This is a genomic window from Agrobacterium pusense (assembly GCF_013285525.1).
GTDB lineage: Bacteria > Pseudomonadota > Alphaproteobacteria > Rhizobiales > Rhizobiaceae > Agrobacterium > Agrobacterium pusense.
Map to the genome: position 1 here is coordinate 47,239 of NZ_CP053856.1, position 15,932 is coordinate 63,170.

The 15,932-nt window shown below is 59.1% G+C and carries 16 protein-coding genes; 7 read left to right on the forward strand and 9 right to left on the reverse strand.

Translation table 11 applies throughout. The features are described 5' to 3' along the window. Positions 1-11 precede the first annotated feature (11 nt). Positions 12-866: a 2,3,4,5-tetrahydropyridine-2,6-dicarboxylate N-succinyltransferase gene (gene dapD / locus HQN82_RS00235; RefSeq protein WP_006698917.1), complete on the reverse strand. Its 855-nt coding sequence runs from the start codon at positions 864-866 to the stop codon at positions 12-14. Between the two features lie 143 nt (positions 867-1,009). On the opposite strand from dapD, the gene HQN82_RS00240 reads away from it, so the two are divergent. Further along, positions 1,010-1,870: an LOG family protein gene (locus tag HQN82_RS00240; protein WP_004439649.1), complete on the forward strand. Its 861-nt coding sequence runs from the start codon at positions 1,010-1,012 to the stop codon at positions 1,868-1,870. A gap of 166 nt (positions 1,871-2,036) precedes the next feature. Beyond that, positions 2,037-4,370, forward strand: coding sequence for a methyl-accepting chemotaxis protein (locus HQN82_RS00245; protein ID WP_004439652.1), 2,334 nt, complete (start codon positions 2,037-2,039; stop codon positions 4,368-4,370). A 70-nt stretch (positions 4,371-4,440) separates the two neighbouring features. Here the strand turns inward: HQN82_RS00245 and HQN82_RS00250 are convergent, their stop codons facing one another. Continuing rightward, complete coding sequence (locus HQN82_RS00250; RefSeq protein ID WP_004439655.1) at positions 4,441-5,385, reverse strand: nucleoside hydrolase; 945 nt, start codon at positions 5,383-5,385, stop codon at positions 4,441-4,443. Positions 5,386-5,588: 203 nt separating this feature from the next. Here HQN82_RS00250 and HQN82_RS00255 point away from each other — a divergent pair, with 203 nt between their 5' ends. Further along, positions 5,589-6,014 (forward strand): Hsp20 family protein, encoded by a 426-nt coding sequence (locus tag HQN82_RS00255; protein WP_006698921.1) that lies wholly within the window; start codon positions 5,589-5,591, stop codon positions 6,012-6,014. Positions 6,015-6,070: 56 nt separating this feature from the next. Continuing rightward, positions 6,071-6,328, forward strand: coding sequence for a BQ00720 family protein (locus HQN82_RS00260; protein ID WP_003503706.1), 258 nt, complete (start codon positions 6,071-6,073; stop codon positions 6,326-6,328). Between the two features lie 41 nt (positions 6,329-6,369). Here the strand turns inward: HQN82_RS00260 and HQN82_RS00265 are convergent, their stop codons facing one another. Both HQN82_RS00265 and HQN82_RS00270 read right to left on the reverse strand, forming a co-directional pair. Further along, positions 6,370-6,966 carry an EF-hand domain-containing protein gene (locus HQN82_RS00265; RefSeq protein WP_045532928.1) on the reverse strand — a complete coding sequence of 199 codons (597 nt, stop codon included), beginning with the start codon at positions 6,964-6,966 and terminating at the stop codon, positions 6,370-6,372. 100 nt (positions 6,967-7,066) lie between these two features. Next, positions 7,067-7,780, reverse strand: a complete 714-nt coding sequence (locus HQN82_RS00270; RefSeq protein WP_004439667.1) for a pyrimidine 5'-nucleotidase — start codon at positions 7,778-7,780, stop codon at positions 7,067-7,069. Between the two features lie 106 nt (positions 7,781-7,886). Between HQN82_RS00270 and HQN82_RS00275 the strand changes: the two genes are divergently transcribed. Next, positions 7,887-8,804, forward strand: coding sequence for a DMT family transporter (locus tag HQN82_RS00275; protein WP_173614434.1), 918 nt, complete (start codon positions 7,887-7,889; stop codon positions 8,802-8,804). 47 nt (positions 8,805-8,851) lie between these two features. Here HQN82_RS00275 and argB read toward each other — a convergent pair whose 3' ends face one another. Next, positions 8,852-9,736: an acetylglutamate kinase gene (gene argB / locus HQN82_RS00280; RefSeq protein WP_004439672.1), complete on the reverse strand. Its 885-nt coding sequence runs from the start codon at positions 9,734-9,736 to the stop codon at positions 8,852-8,854. Positions 9,737-10,002: 266 nt separating this feature from the next. On the opposite strand from argB, the gene HQN82_RS00285 reads away from it, so the two are divergent. Next, complete coding sequence (locus HQN82_RS00285) at positions 10,003-10,380, forward strand: hypothetical protein (protein WP_022555534.1); 378 nt, start codon at positions 10,003-10,005, stop codon at positions 10,378-10,380. 12 nt (positions 10,381-10,392) lie between these two features. Here HQN82_RS00285 and yihA read toward each other — a convergent pair whose 3' ends face one another. The 4 genes from yihA to rpmH are packed head-to-tail and all read right to left on the reverse strand — an operon-like array spanning position 10,393 to position 13,401. Further along, positions 10,393-11,046, reverse strand: a complete 654-nt coding sequence (gene yihA / locus HQN82_RS00290) for a ribosome biogenesis GTP-binding protein YihA/YsxC (protein WP_035206707.1) — start codon at positions 11,044-11,046, stop codon at positions 10,393-10,395. Beyond that, the gene (yidC, locus tag HQN82_RS00295; RefSeq protein ID WP_112766099.1) at positions 11,043-12,845 is read right to left on the reverse strand and encodes a membrane protein insertase YidC; all 1,803 of its coding nucleotides are present in this window, start codon (positions 12,843-12,845) and stop codon (positions 11,043-11,045) included. The genes yihA and yidC overlap by 4 nt, the downstream gene beginning before the upstream one ends. Then, positions 12,845-13,228, reverse strand: a complete 384-nt coding sequence (gene rnpA / locus HQN82_RS00300; protein WP_004439680.1) for a ribonuclease P protein component — start codon at positions 13,226-13,228, stop codon at positions 12,845-12,847. Before rnpA ends, yidC begins: the two co-directional genes overlap by 1 nt. A 35-nt stretch (positions 13,229-13,263) precedes the next feature. After that, on the reverse strand, positions 13,264-13,401 hold the full coding sequence (gene rpmH, locus HQN82_RS00305) for a 50S ribosomal protein L34 (protein ID WP_003493611.1): 138 nt from the start codon (positions 13,399-13,401) through the stop codon (positions 13,264-13,266). A gap of 351 nt (positions 13,402-13,752) precedes the next feature. Between rpmH and HQN82_RS00310 the strand changes: the two genes are divergently transcribed. Further along, on the forward strand, positions 13,753-15,807 hold the full coding sequence (locus HQN82_RS00310) for a methyl-accepting chemotaxis protein (protein ID WP_112766100.1): 2,055 nt from the start codon (positions 13,753-13,755) through the stop codon (positions 15,805-15,807). Positions 15,808-15,932 lie beyond the last annotated feature (125 nt).

A 15,932-nucleotide genomic window follows, 5' to 3' on the forward strand; every position in this document is an offset into this window, starting at 1 on the left:
TCAGCTTTATATCAGTCGCGCAGAAGCTCGTTGATGCCGGTCTTGGAGCGGGTCTTTTCATCGACGCGCTTGACGATCACGGCGCAATAGAGGCTGGGGCCCGGCTCGCCATTCGGGAACGGTTTGCCCGGCATGGTGCCGGCAACGACGACGGAATAGGGCGGGACTTCGCCATAGGTGATCTCGCCGGTGGCGCGATCAACGATCTTGGTCGATTTGCCGATGAAGACGCCCATGCCGAGAACAGCACCCTCGCGCACGATGCAGCCTTCCACGACTTCCGAACGCGCACCGATGAAGCAATTGTCTTCGATGATGGTGGGCCCTGCCTGCAGCGGCTCCAGAACGCCGCCGATACCGACGCCGCCGGAGAGATGCACGTTCTTGCCGATCTGCGCGCAGGAGCCGACCGTTGCCCAGGTATCGACCATCGTGCCTTCATCAACATAGGCGCCGAGATTGACGAAGGAAGGCATCAGCACGACGTTCTTGGCCACGTAAGCCGAGCGGCGCACGACGGCGTTTGGCACCGCGCGGAAACCGGCGGCGCGGAACTGGTTTTCACCCCAGTTTTCAAACTTCGACGGAACCTTGTCCCACCAGGTGGCTTCGCCCGGACCACCGGTCACGATTTCCATGTCATTGAGACGGAAGGAGAGAAGCACGGCCTTTTTCAGCCACTGGTTCACCTTCCAGTTTCCATCCGCCTGCTTTTCAGCAACGCGTGCCTCGCCGCTGTCGAGAAGTTGAAGAGATGTGTCCACGGCGTCGCGAACCTCGCCCTTCGTCGATACATTCACGCTGTCGCGGTTGTCGAAGGCGGTTTCGATGATCGTTTCGAGGGAAGAGAGATCCGTGAGGCTCATGGAAAATTCCTTAAAGTCGCGTGTGTTCGTGGTCACGGCGGGTTCCGTGCCGCTGGAAGGCTTTGGCCATTTGATCTAAGGGAGTGTTGGAAAGGCGTCAATGCGATTTGGGTGATTTGGCGCCGCAGACGAAAGGCATGGAAATGACACGACTGAAAAACGGCAAATTGCGGCGCAAGGACGGGGTATGGGACCCGTTGAAGCGCAGCGCTGTGGACAAGCAGCAGGCCGAGGTCGTTGTCAAGACGCCGCAGTCGGACTCCCCGTCCTACCGGCTGGCCTATGTGGATACGGACTTTCTCTGCCGCGAGGAATTGCGACCCGTCAGGCTGCAGCTGGAACTTCTGAAGACGGAAATGGCGCTCACCGAACGCGGGATCAATTCCACCGTCGTCATGTTTGGCGGCGCCCGCATTCCCGAACCGGGAGGAGAGGCCTGGGCGGCGCGCAATGAAACGCAGAAGCGCAATCTCGAGCAATCCTCGGTTTATTACGACGAAGCGCGCAAATTCGCCCGCCTTTGCACCGACTACGGCGCGAAATCCGGTCACCTGGAATATGTGGTGGTCACCGGCGGCGGCCCCGGCGTCATGGAGGCGGGTAACCGAGGCGCCATGGATGCCGGCGGCCCTTCCATCGGCCTCAATATCGTCCTGCCGCACGAGCAGGCGCCCAACCCTTATGTAACGCCGGAACTGAGCTTCAATTTCCACTACTTCGCGATCCGGAAAATGCACTTCCTGATGCGGGCAAAGGCCGTGGTGGTTTTCCCCGGCGGTTTCGGTACGCTCGATGAGCTTTTTGAAGCCTTGACGCTGATCCAGACCAAGCGCATGGCCCCGATCCCTCTCATTCTTTTTGGAGAAAAGTTCTGGCGATCCGTCGTCAATTTCGAGTTTTTGGCGGATTTCGGCACCATCGCTCCCGAGGATATGAATCTCCTGCACTTTGCCGAAACGGCGGACGATGCCTGGAAGATCATCTCCGACTACTACGAACACTGAAGATGCATGGCGCGGCGAAGTAATATTAGGGCTTAATTAGCAATCATATTCTAACTTCGCCCTGTCGCGCTGCAGCGCACTGTCCCATGCGGACGGGCCTCCATGACGGAGATTGTCATCCGTTGACGTCAGCTCCTTCGGGTTGACGATTTCCATTGGGACCTAAATGTTCAATCTCAAAGTGAAGTCGCTTGCGACCAAGCTGATCCTCGTAACCGGCTGTGCCATCACCACGGTTCTCGTTGCATCCAATTCTTTCCTCATCTCCCAGACCAGTGAGCGCGTGCACGCGTTGACCATGGATCAGGCCAATACGGAAGCCCGCGCCATCGCCAACGTCATCGCCGCCGATGTCGGTGAACTCGGCAGCGCTGCCCGCTCGATGGCTGGCGTCATCGGTCGGGCGCATCAGGCGAAGTCGATGGATCGCCCTGGCATCGTCAACATCCTCAAGGCCAATGTCGAGCAGAATACTTTTGCATTCGGCAGCTGGTTCTGCGAACAGCTCGGTCTTTTCGATGGTCAGACGACAGAGATCGCCAACAGGCTCGATCTCGGCACCAACGCGACCGGCGCCTTCGCACCTTACTGGTCCAAGACCCAGAAGGGCGATATCCAGTTCTCGACCTTCAAGAACGATTACGCAGCGGAGTGGTATGCGCTGGCCGCCAAGACCGGCAAGGGAGCGATTACCCAACCTTATCTCGCCGAAGGCACGGAAGTGCCGACCACCATGACCTCGCTTGCCTATCCCGTCATGTCGGATGGCAAGATGATCGGCGTGGCGGGTGTCGATATTTCGCTCGCGTCTCTCACCCAGAAGCTGCAGGCTCTGCATCCTTTCGAGACCGGCCGTGTGACGCTCGTCTCCCAGGGTGGCCAGTGGCTGGTGCCGCCGACGCCCGAGCAGAACATGAAAGCCTATGACGGAGAGGGCGCAGCCACTGTCCAGACCGCGATCGCTTCGGGCAAGCAGGGCCTCATCGAAGACCTCGGCCTTGATACCGACGCGCCGTATAACCGTCTCGTTTATCCCTTCGCCGTTCCGGGTCTCAACGCAACCTGGGTCGTCCTTGTTGATATTCCCCATCAGGCCTTGAACGCTCCGGTTCAGGAGCAGACCTATCTGATGATCATCGGTGCGATCGTCATTCTTGCCGCCGTCATTGCAGCGCTTTATTTTGCAGTCCGTTATTTCGTCCGCAACCCGCTTGCATCGCTGGTTACCGACGTCAGGACGCTGAGCGACGGTCGCTACGATGTGCCCGTCTCCGGTCAAGACCGGCAGGATGAGACCGGTTCGGTTGCGACAGCGCTTGAAGGTTTCCGCGCCAAGCTTGCCGGCATCCGTGAGATGGAGGCCGAAGCCGACGCCCAGCGTGGTCACGCCGAGACGGAGCGCCAGCGCTCTGAATTCGAGCGCAATGAAAACAGCCGTATGCAGCAGCACATTGTCAGCGTTCTCGGTTCCGGCCTGAATGCCCTGTCGCAGGGCAATCTGACCTACCGCATTCAGGACGAGTTCCCGGGTGAGTATGCAAAGCTGCGCGAGGACTTCAACTCGGCGCTTGCCAGCCTCGAGGAAACGGTTTCCACCGTCAACGCAACCGTCGTCAGCATCGGCAATGGCACCGGTGAGATCACCCGCGCCGCCAGCGATCTCTCGCATCGCACGGAACAGCAGGCCGCCAGCCTTGAAGAAACTGCCGCTGCGCTTAACGAGCTGACCGCCCAGGTCAATTCCAGCGCCGAAAACGCCGCAGAGGCGGCCGGTGCCGTCAGCCATGCCTGTGAAGACGCAGGCAAGTCTGGCGAGGTCGTGCAGCAGGCCGTGAACTCCATGCAGGGCATTGCGCAATCTTCGGCGGAAATCTCTCGCATCATCGGCGTCATCGACGAGATCGCCTTCCAGACCAATCTTCTGGCGCTGAATGCCGGGGTGGAAGCGGCCCGCGCGGGTGATGCCGGCAAGGGCTTTGCCGTTGTCGCACAGGAAGTGCGCGAACTCGCGCAGCGCTCTGCAACTGCTGCCAAGGAGATCAAGGGTCTGATCAATACCTCGGCCACGCAGGTGGGCGAGGGTGTTCAGCTGGTCGGCAAGGCCGGCGACACGATGAAAAAGATCGCCGATCAGGTTCTGCAGATCAACCAGCTTATACGGCAAATTTCGGCCTCAGCCAGTGAGCAGGCGGTGGGCCTGAAGGAAATCAACTCCGCCGTTACGCAGATGGATCAGGTCACCCAGCAAAATGCGGCGATGGTGGAGGAAACCACTGCTGCCAGCGTGACGCTCAACAGCGAGGCCGAAACGCTCAAATCGCTTGTCGCCGGTTTCGTAGTTTCCGGCGGTCAGCCCAGCCAGCAATTGCGTGCCGCCGCTGCGGCCATGCGCGCTCCCGCTGCTGCCGCCCCGACGTCCGCCCGTCCAGCTGCGCCCCGCGCGCGTCCTAGAACCAGCGGCGCAAATGCGCTGGCTCAGGATGACTGGACGGAATTCTGATGCGGTTTTCCGTTTGAAATATAAAGGGCCGCTGGTATCGCCAGCGGCCTTTTTTTATTATCAGCGTCCGTCAAAGACGCGCGAAACGCTCCGTCAGCAACTCGAAGAAACCATCCGCATCCACCTTTCGCATCACGCGGGCATTGGCGGGACGATCAGTCACGCGCCACCAGTCCACCACGGTCATGCCCATGGTCAGTTCGGAATGGACCTCGATCTCGACATTGCATTCGCGGCCCTCGAACAGTTCGGGCTTGATGAGATAGGCAATAACGCTTGGGTCATGCAGCGGACCGCCATCCGAACCGTACTTCTCGATGTCGAACCGCTCGAAGAATTCCAGCATTTCCGCCATGGCGATCGCCGGCCTCGTGCCGATCTCCCGAATGCGATTGACGCGTGCCTTGGTCGTCAGCAACTGATGCGTGACATCGAGCGGCATCATGACGATGGGCATGCCGGAGCGGAAGACGATGTCGGCAGCCTGCGGATCCACATAGATGTTGAATTCCGCCGCGGGCGTGATGTTGCCGCCCTCGAAGAAGCCGCCGCCCATCATTACCAGTTCTTTGACGCGATCGGCGATCTCCGGCGCCTTCAGGAGCGCCAGCGCCACGTTGGTCAAGGCCCCGAGGGTGCAGAGGGTAACGGTGCCCTCAGGCTCCCGCATCACCGTCTCGATGATGAAATCGACCGCGTGCTGCTTTTCTGCCTCCATGGTCGGTTCGTCGAGAACCGGGCCGTTGAGACCTGTACTGCCGTGAACATGTTCGGCGGTGATGGGCCTGCGCACCAGCGGCTTTTCGGCGCCCTCGTAAACGGGAATGTCGGTGCGACCGCACAATTCGCAGATGATGCGAATGTTACGGCTTGTCAGCTTCAGGGGAACATTGCCGGCAACTGCGCACAACCCCAGAATTTCGATGTCTTCCGGGCTGCCGAAAGCCAGCATGATCGCGGCTGCGTCGTCCTGTCCCGGATCGGTGTCGATAATGATTTTTCTGCGTTCTGCCATGTCTTGCCCGCCGTTGAGATGAGCGCTTTTTTCGAGCCGCGGGTGCTCACTTGTCAAGCCTCATTCCTGCCGCCGCGCACCGGTCACTTTGACTTGCGCATCGCGGTTCGGCTTCCCATATTGCAAGGGCCGGTGCGATTGACCGGCAAGGTTGCCGGAAGCGGGGCCGCTAAACGTCGCTTGGTTGCAAGGACAGAACAGATATGAGCCGCATGACGCCATTCACCCACCCGCTTTTGCTGGGTTTCGATGCCATGGAAAAGACGCTGGAGCGCATGGCGAAGGCCAATGACGGCTATCCTCCCTACAATATTGAGCGCCTGCCCGGCAGCGATGACGTACCGGAACGCCTGCGCATCACCATTGCCGTGGCGGGGTTCTCCGAGGATGATCTCGACGTGACGACGGCTGATAATCAGCTCGTCATTCGCGGACGCCAGCAGGAACAGGAGAAGCGCGATTTTCTCTATCGAGGCATCGCGGCACGCCAGTTCCAGCGGGTCTTCGTGCTTGCCGATGGCATGCAAGTCAGGGAGGCGCGCCTGCGCAACGGCCTTCTTTCCATCGATCTGGTCCGGCCCGAAATTTCAAACGTGGTAAAGAAAATTAATATTTCCGTCTCAGAGTAGACCATGAACGCCGGAATCGGACATGAATCGCTCGGCGTGAAGAAGGAGGCTGAAATATGCTTTTGAAAGAAGCGCATGCGCGTCTCACCCAATCCCAGCTCGCCCATATCGGCGAAGGAGAAGTGGGATATATCCGCAAGATCCGAGCGGAAGACGTCAGCCGCTGTTTCCCGGAGGCGCCCGATCTCGATCCGCAATTGGACCTTTGGGCATTGTTCGGCGCGGACGGAACGCCAATTCTCCTGACAGACAATCGTTCGAGCACCTTCTTCAAGGCGGCGGAAGACGATCTTAAAACCGTCAGCCTGCATTAAGAAAAAGCCCGCCGGTTGAGCGGGCTTTCTGCTTTTTTGGCTTAGAGGAACGGCCGGTCCGGCATGTCGTCGATGGAGATGACGCCGTCCTTGTTCTTGTCCAGTCGTTCGAACATCTTTTCTCCGGCGGCGGCGAATTCGGCCTTGCTGACCTGGCCGTTCTCGTCAGTATCGGCCCAGCGGATCAGCGCGAAGCCGCCACCTTTACCGCCGTGCTTGCCCCAGCCCTGATGGCCGAAACGACCACCATGGTCACGCTCGGCACGCTTGCCCTCAGGGGCTTTGGCTTCATCCGCCTTGGCCTCTTCCCGCTCGGGGCGCGGGTGAGCGGCCCGGAAGGCCTCCATCTTTGCCTGACGATATTCGCGCATTTCCTTTGGCGTGATCGAGCCGTCCTTGTCCTTGTCGATCTCAGCGAACAGGGCATCCTGACGGGCGGTGAATTCCTCCTTGGAAATCTTGCCATCCTTGTTCGTGTCGGCCACCTTCAGCAGGTGAACGAAGGCAGCCTCCTGGCGGATCGGCATGCGATCCTTATGGCCTTTACCAGGTGCGGCGAAACTGGCCGTTGCGGCCGTGCTGAGCACAAGGGCTGCGCCAAGAGCAGACAGGGCGATTTTGCGTGTGGTCATCGTCATTACCTTTCTTTGCTGTCCCTGAAGAAAAGATAGTGACGTCCAGCAAGGCCCACCACTTAAACATCCGTAAGGTGCATGAAGCTTCGGTAATGTTCGCTACTCAGCGGGCGATGGTTTTTGTCAGGAACCCGGTCAGATCGTCGGTAACGTAGTCGATATGCTCATCCGTCACATCAGGGATTTCCCAGCGTTCCATGATGACGCCCTCAAGATTTGATGGCACGAGTAGCACGGTCTTCATGCCCAGCGCTTTCGGGGCCGCGAGATTGCGCGGCAAATCCTCGAACATCGCAGCCTTTTTCGTATCGAGTTTTGCAAGTGCTGCAAACTTCTCGTAGGTAGCGCTGGCAGGTTTCGGCAAATAACCCGCGGCGACGATATCGAAAATATCCTCGAACTGATCGAGAATGCCGAGCGCTCCGGCGGCAGCCTGCGCATGCTTGACGCTGCCATTGGTGAGGATGAACTTCCGACCCGGCAAAGCCTTGATGGCCTCACCCAGTTCCGGATGCGGTTTCAGCGCCGAGTAGTCGATTGCATGAGCGCGTTCCAGAAACTCGTCCGGGCTGATGCCGTAATGGATCATCAGGCCCTGCAGTGTCGTGCCGTGGTCGTGATAATAACGCTTCTGCAAGGCGCGCGCTTCGTCGGGGTCGAGCTTCAGAAGCTCCGCCACATAGGCCGTCATGTTGCGGTCGATCTGGGAAAACAGATTGACGTGATGCGGATAGAGCGTGTTGTCGAGATCGAAGACCCATTCGCTGACATGGGCGAAATCGGCGGCGTCTGGCAGGTTTTTCGGCTTTGTGTCCATGGGCAGCTTTATGCCTGTTTCGAATGCGGAAGAAAATCGAAAAGAGGACGATTGATCAGAAATTCGGGCTTGGCTGCGGCCTCGCGCGCATGATACCGCCAAAGCCATGGAACTCTGGATAGGCATTACTTTCGCAAGCGCGTTTTTGCAGAACCTGCGCTCAACTTTGCAAAAACACCTCAAGGGCATGATGGGCACCACGGGTGCAACGTTTGTGCGCTTCGTGTTCGGCATGCCCTTCGCTCTCGCTTATCTTGCATTCCTGCATCTTGGGCTTGGCCGTTCGCTGCCGGTGCCGAACATGGCCTTCGCCGTGTGGGCAACGGTCGGGGCCATGGCGCAGATCGCCGCCACATTCCTTCTGGTGCACCTGTTCTCTTTCCGCAATTTCGCTGTCGGCACGGCCTATTCCCGCACGGAGCCGGCACAGGCGGCGCTGTTTGCTCTCATTTTCATAGGCGAGAGCGTCACGGGCGGTACATTGGCGGCGATAGCGATTTCGGTCGCCGGCGTCATGCTGATTTCCGTGGCGCGCACGGAAGTAACGCCCGCTTCCTTCCTCACCTCGATCTTCAGCCGAACGGCGGGTATCGGCCTCGCCTCGGGTGCGTTCTTCGGACTGTCGTCTGTTGCCTATCGGTCGGCATCGCTGGCGCTAGCACCAAGCCTGCCTGCCCCGGATGCGATGATGCAGGCGGGCTTCACCCTCGTCATCGTCATCGTCATGCAGACGGTATCGATGTTCCTGTGGATCATCTGGCGGGAGAGGGAAGAACTGCGGCGCATCGCCAGGGTGTGGAAACCGTCGCTTGCGGTAGGTTTCGTGGGCGCCACGGCCTCGTTCGGCTGGTTCACGGCAATGACCCTGCAGCAGGCCGCCGTGGTGAAGGCACTGGCGCAGGTGGAGATGCTGTTCGCCTTCGCTTCGACCGTGCTTTTCTTCAAGGAGAAGATCAACCAGCTTGAACTGTCCGGCTGCCTGCTGATTGTGGTCGGTGTGCTGTCGCTCCTGGCATTCGGGTGAATGCCTGATGTGGCGGACAGGTTTTCCGTCCGCCACCCTGAAGCACATCAGGGCACGATGAGCGTGCCGGCGCCTTCGGTAAAGATTTCCAGAAGCACCGAATGTGGCGTCTTGCCGTTGAGGATCACCACGCCCTGAACACCAGCTTTGATGGCGTCGATGCAGGTCTCGACCTTCGGGATCATGCCGCCGGAAATCGTGCCGTCCTTGATGAGGGCGCGTGCCTGCGAGACGGTGAGCTCCTTGATGAGTTCCTTGTTCTTGTCGAGAACGCCGGGAACGTCGGTGAGGAACAGCAGACGCGAAGCGTGAAGTGCACCCGCAATCGCGCCGGCGAAGGTATCGGCATTGATGTTGTATGTCGCGCCATCGCGGCCAGGGGCGACCGGTGCGATGACCGGAATCATTTCCGATTTAGCGAGCAGGTCGAGCAGTGTGCGGTCGACTTCCACGACTTCGCCGACGAAGCCGAGGTCGAGCACGCGCTCGATGTTGCTGTCGGGGTCGATCACGGTCTTTTTCGCCTTCTCGGCGAAGACCATGTTGCCATCCTTGCCGCACAGGCCGATGGCCCATTCGCCTGTCTGGTTTATGAGGGCGACGATTTCCTTGTTGATCGAGCCGGCCAGAACCATTTCAACGATCTCGACCGTCTTGGCGTCGGTGACGCGCAGGCCGCCCTCGAATTTTGACTCAATGCCCATCTTGCTCAGCATGGCGCCGATCTGCGGGCCGCCGCCATGCACGACGATGGGGTTGATTCCCGACTGCTTCAACAAGGCGATGTCTTCCGCGAATGCCTTGCCAAGCGTGGAATCGCCCATGGCGTGGCCGCCATATTTCACCACGATGGTCTTGTTCTCGTATTTCTGCATGAAAGGCAGAGCCTGTGCGAGCAGCCGCGCCTGAGTTTCGCTTTCGGAAGACGTCATCTAAAAACCTCGGTCTGTGGTTGCGGCCGTTGAAGCCTGTCACCGCTCTAAAGCAAGTCTTTGACGGATGAAATAACCTCCGGGCCTTATTGTGTCGGCTGCGGTCAAATTTCTTTTTTTTGCCTGTTCCGGCCCTGTAATGAGATTGACATAAAGGGCCAATGGGACCAGCCTTGCTGATGAAGGGGAGGGGTTAATTCAGGGTGATGAAGATGTCTCGCGCCGTGGAAATGGTGCACCTGAACGACCGAGGAGTGATTGAACACATGACGGCACCCGATCGAGACAAGCAAAGCGGTTTGCGGGACGAAGTGCTCGCGGGCGAATATGTGCTGGGTGCCCTGCCGCCGGAAAGCATGGCGGAGCTTGCCAAGCGCGTAAAACGCGACAGGCAGTTCGCGGCCATGGTCAGGCGCTGGCGTGACAATCTGGCGGAAACCGAATATCGCGAAAATGCGACCGTCGCTGCGTTGCTGGAACGGGACCCCCGCCGATCCGGTCTGCCATTCAGGAGCCAGCCGTTGCGGAGTGGCAGCATGTTCGCAGCCATGCTCTCGGAGATATGGCATTCCGTGCGCTTCTGGCGCCTTCTGGCTTTGACGGCGATGCTCTGGACCGCCGTTCTGCTTTTCACCATCGCCTGAGAGGCACGCCTCTCAAAGAGAGATCGTTCTGATGATCTCGGCCCGCAGGTTATCCAGCCCGACTGATTTTTCCGAGGATGTGGCAAGAACTTCCGGATAGGCGGCAGGGCGCTTGCGGATTTTCTCAAGCGTTTCGCCAATCAGCCGCGGCACGCCGGCATCCTTGATCTTGTCCGTCTTCGTCAGCACGATCTGGTAGGACACGGCCGCCTTGTCGAGGAGGGTCAGAACCTCCTCGTCATTCTTTTTCACGCCGTGGCGGGAATCGATCAGCACGTAAACGCGCTTCAGCGTCGCACGGCCGCGGAGGTAATCGAAGACGAGCTTCGTCCAGGCATCGACCTGATCCTTGGGGGCCTGCGCATAACCGTAACCGGGCATGTCGACCAACGCCATCGGCGGAAGATCGCCCTCTGCACCGGAGTAGCCATCGGGAACGAAATAATTCAGTTCCTGGGTGCGTCCCGGCGTGTTGGAGGTGCGGGCAAGCCCTTTGTGGCCCACCAGCGCATTGATGAGCGAGGACTTGCCGACATTCGAACGACCGGCGAAGGCAATTTCCGGCGGCCCTTCAGGCGGCAGGAATTTCATCGCGGGGACGCCGCGAATGAAAATCCAGGGTCGTCCGAATAGTGGCTTTTCGGTTGCCGCGCCGGTTTCAGTCATTTCGATTGCACCGGCTTTCGCTTGAACAGCCCTTTGATGTTATCGAACAGCTCGATCTTGGCGCCCTGGCGCTTCATGATGACCGCCTGCTGGGTGATGGAGAGCGTATTGTTCCATGCCCAGTAGATGACCAGACCGGCCGGGAAGGAGGCCAGCATGAAGGTGAAGATCAGCGGCATCCAGTTGAAGATCATCGCTTGTGTCGGATCGGGCGGCGTTGGGTTCATGCGCATCTGCAGGAACATGGTGATGCCCATGACCAGCGGCCAGACACCGATCATCAGGAAGTGCGGCACATCGTAAGGCAGAAGGCCGAAGAGGTTGAACAGCGATGTCGGGTCCGGCGCGGAAAGGTCGTGGATCCAGCCGAAGAACGGCGCGTGCCGCATTTCGATGGTGACGTAGATGACCTTGTAGAGCGCGAAGAAGACCGGGATCTGCAGCAGCATCGGCCAGCAGCCGGCAACAGGATTGATCTTTTCTTCCTTGTAGAGCTGCATCATCGCCTGCTGCATGGCCATGCGGTCATCGCCATGCTTGGCCTTCAGCTCTTCCATCTTCGGCTGCACGCGCTTCATATTCGCCATGGAAGCATATTGCTTGCTGGCGAGCGGGAAGAAGAGGGCCTTGACGACGATGGTGGTGAGCAGGATCGCTACGCCGAAGTTACCAAAATAACGGAAGAAGAAATCCATCATTTTGAACATCGGCTTGGTGATGAAGTAGAACCAGCCCCAGTCGATCAGAAGGTCGAACTTCGGAATTGCGTAGGTCGTCTCGTAACGGTCAACCAGCGGCACTTCCTTGGCGCCGGCGAAAACAAGGCTCTTCAGCTCGATCGACTGGCCGGGCTCGACCGTCATCGGGTCGCTCTTGAAATCTGCCTGATAGCTCGGCTGATTGCCGGTGATGTGCGAATAACGGGTTTCGAATGGCGTCGTCTGGGGCGGAACGATGGCCGCAGCCCAATATTTGTCAGTGATGCCGAGCCAGCCGCCGGTCGCCTTGGCAACCGTTACCGGTGCTTCTTCGACGTCCTTGTACTTTTCTTCCGTCAGGCTACCATCTTTGCCCGAAACGCCGAGAAAACCTTCATGGATGACGAAGACCGGCGGAACTGCGGGCTTGTTGTTACGCGTCACGCGGCCATAGGTGGCGAAGGAGATGGCCGCCTGGCCGGGGTTCTCAACCTTGTCGGCGACCGAGATCATGTAATGCTCGTCGATCGAAACCGTACGGGAGAAAATCACACCCTTGGAATTGGTGTAGGTGAGGGTGACCGGCGTGTTTTCCGTCAGCTTGTCGCCGCTTGCGAGCATCCAGACGGTGGTCGGACCGGGAACGCCGCCGACTTCCTGCGCTGCAACGTAACCGAGTTCGGTGAAGTAACCGTCCTTGGTGTCAGCGGGCGAGAACAGCGTGATGATCGGGCTCGAGTCATCGACGGTCTCATGGTAGTCCTTGAGCCGGATGTCGTCGAAGCGGGCGCCGGTGAGATTGATCGAGCCGGCGATGGCATTGGTGTCGATGGCCACACGCTGGGTTCTTGCAATCGACTCTTCGCGGGTCGCCGTTGCGGCAGTCTGCGGTGAGGAGGCGGGCGGTGCGCCTTCAACGGCAGCACCTGGTGCGGCGCCCGGCGCCGGCTGCTGTTGCTGCGTGGTCTGCTGCTGCGCCTGGCGGGCCTCTTCGGCGCGGCGCTGCTGCTCGATACGCGGATTCATGTAAAGGAATTGCCAGGCGAGGACGATGACAACCGAAAGGGCTATCGCGATGAAGTAATTGCGGTTCTTTTCCATCATTCTTTCCTGGAGCGGGTCTCCTGGGACCGTTTCGGTTTCGCCGTTCCTTCAATGCGCTCGGCAAGGAGAGACTGAAGTTTCGGGAAGGCCGTATCAAGCACATCCCTGCGGGCGACAATCACATAGTCATGACCGGGCTTCATTGCGACCCCGGCAGAAAGCCTGACGGCTTCCTTCAGACGGCGGCGCATGCGATTTCGCTCGACCGCGTTGCCTTGTCTTTTTGTTACGGTGAAACCGACGCGAGGCTCGGTTTCCGGGGATTTCCGATCAAGCACTTCCAGAAGAAAGGTGCTTCCCCGCCGTTTTTCACCTGCCTGAACGGCAAGAAACTCCGACCGGTTTTTAAGCCGGCCGGGGCTTTTCTTAGTCTCGCTCATGTGCCCACGACTTTCATCGGGCCACAGATCGGCAATTAAGCCGACAGACGGGCGCGGCCGCGCGCACGGCGGGCTGCGAGAACCTTGCGGCCGCCGGCAGTAGCCATGCGGGCACGGAAACCATGACGACGCTTGCGAACAAGCTTGGACGGTTGGTAGGTACGCTTCGACATTTATTTAATACCGCGGTGTGCGGCCCTTCTTGAATTTGCAATTATTTGCAAGAGCGTTTCGTTTTTTGCACGGCTAAACCCGCCTGGGCGAGCTTTCAATGGCCGAGCGTGCGCGGCTTATAAGGGCATAGGCCAAGCAAAGTCAATTGCCGAAGGGGTTTTCGCTCTTCACCTTTTGCGGAAAACGCACCGCGATTTCTCTTGTCGACGACAGATAAGGGCCGATTCCCATCCGCAATCGATAAAATCTGAAATTCTTTCTTAAGGCCGCATTGATAAATCTTGTGACGCGAAAAGTTATGCCAGCTTCCCATTTTCATCGCGCAGCTGGTTTTTGTTGGGGGAACGAAATTGAGAATTCGCGGTCGTATCAATCTACTTGTCGGACTGATGAGCCTTGTTGCCTGTACCATCGGCGGGCTGTCCATCTATGCGATCAACGAATTCTGGGTTCGGTCGCACCATTTCGAACAAGCGGCCGAACGTGCTTACAAGGGCGAGGCGCTCAACCGTCTGGTAACGGCAGTCGTCATGGAGGCGCGTGGCATCTATGCAGCGGCGGACATTGCTGCGGCCGCACCCTTTGCCGACGGCATGGTCAAGAACCTCGACGCCATGGACAAGCTCATTACCAGCTGGGCACCGCTCGTGCCGGCGGAACAGAAGGCTGGTTTCGACAAGCTTGCCGGCCGCTCGAAGGAATTCCGGACTTTCCGCCTGGAGACCGTCCGGCTGGCTAAGGAAAGCGGGCCTCAGGCGGCGAGCCAGCAGGGCAACAACGAAGCAAACCGCGCCAATCGCAAGGCCTATCAGGCGGAGATCGACAGTATCGTGAAAAACGACATTGCCGAGCTTGAAGTCGTCAAGGCGGGGGTCGACGCTTTCAGCACTTCCATATTCTGGGTGATTGTCGCGGTGACTGTCGCCGGCGTGGGGGCGGGGGCTGCTTTCGGCCTCTATATCGGAACGCGTCAACTGAGTGCGCCGATCCGCCGGGTATCCCAAGTCATGAGCGAGGTGGCCGACGGAAATCTGGATGTGGCAGTTCCCTACCTTGGGCGCAAGGACGAGATTGGCGAAATGGCCGCGGCCGTCGAGGTCTTCAAGACCAATGGCCGCGAAGTGCGCCGCATGAACGCTCAGGAATCCGCCATGCGGGCCAAGAGTGACGACCTGCAGGCCGGCATGGCCGTTGTCGTCGATGCCGCCGCCGCAGGGGATTTCAGCCGCCGTATCAACAAGGATTATGGCGACGACAACCTCAACCGTTTCGCAGCCACGATCAACGCCCTGCTCATCGGCGTGGACAATGGTGTCTCCGAGACCAGCCGCGTCATCGAAGGTCTTGCGCGGGGCGATCTGACGGAGAAGATGGATGGCGAGTTCCGCGGCGTGTTCGCCGAACTCCAGTCGAACGTCAACCAGACGCTGGCCAAGCTGCGGGAAACAATGCGCGAAGTGCGCAGCAGCACGGAGGGTATCAGCGGTAATGCCGGCGAATTGCGCTCGGCCGCCGATGATCTTTCCAGGCGAACGGAACAGCAGGCCGCGGCGCTCGAGGAAACATCCGCCGCTCTGGACGAGATCACTGCCGTCGTCCGAAATTCCACCGACCGCGCCCAGGAAGCCAGCGCCATGGTGGCTGAAACCAAGCAGAAGACCGAAGAATCCGCCAATGTCGTACGCGATGCCGTTTCTGCGATGGACCGTATCGAGCATGCGTCGCGGGAAATCAGCCAGATCATCAATGTCATCGATGAAATCGCCTTCCAGACCAATCTCCTTGCTCTGAATGCGGGCGTGGAAGCGGCCAGGGCCGGCGAGGCAGGCAAGGGTTTTGCAGTCGTCGCTCAGGAAGTGCGTGAGCTCGCACAGCGCTCGGCAACGGCGGCCAAGGACATCAAGGCGCTGATCACCAAGTCCGGTGAGGAAGTCGGGCGCGGGGTATCGCTGGTCCAGAGAACCGGCAGCGCTTTGAGTGAGATCGAAACGCGCGTCCTGGCGATCAACGAGCATATCCACTCCATAGCTACCGCGGCGAAGGAACAGTCCACAGGCCTGCACGAGGTGAATACGGCCATTAACCAGATGGATCAGGTTACACAGCGTAATGCCGCCATGGTGGAGGAAACCTCGGCCGCAACCCATAAGCTCAGCAGCGAGGCGGACCATCTTGTCACGCTGGTGACCCGCTTCAATGTCGGCGCGGATGGTGTTCAGCGGAACCTTCGCGCCGAGACCGCGTCGCGTCCGGCCCGCGCCGCGCAGCCCATGCGGCCCGTTGCAGTGTCAGACAGAACGACGGCGGTGGCTTCTCCGGCGCGCAAATTGATGAACAGCGTCAGCCGGGCACTCAGCGCTCAGCCAGCCGTAGCGCCGGCGCAGGGGGACTGGCAGGAGTTCTGACGGGGTTACCTGATAACTAAGCCGCTTCTTGCTTCAGACGCCGCCTTGTGGCGGCGTTTGTTTTATTGCAATGAAAACCTTGCGTCGCAGCGCATTGGAAAAAAATCCGTTAGGTCCTATTATCG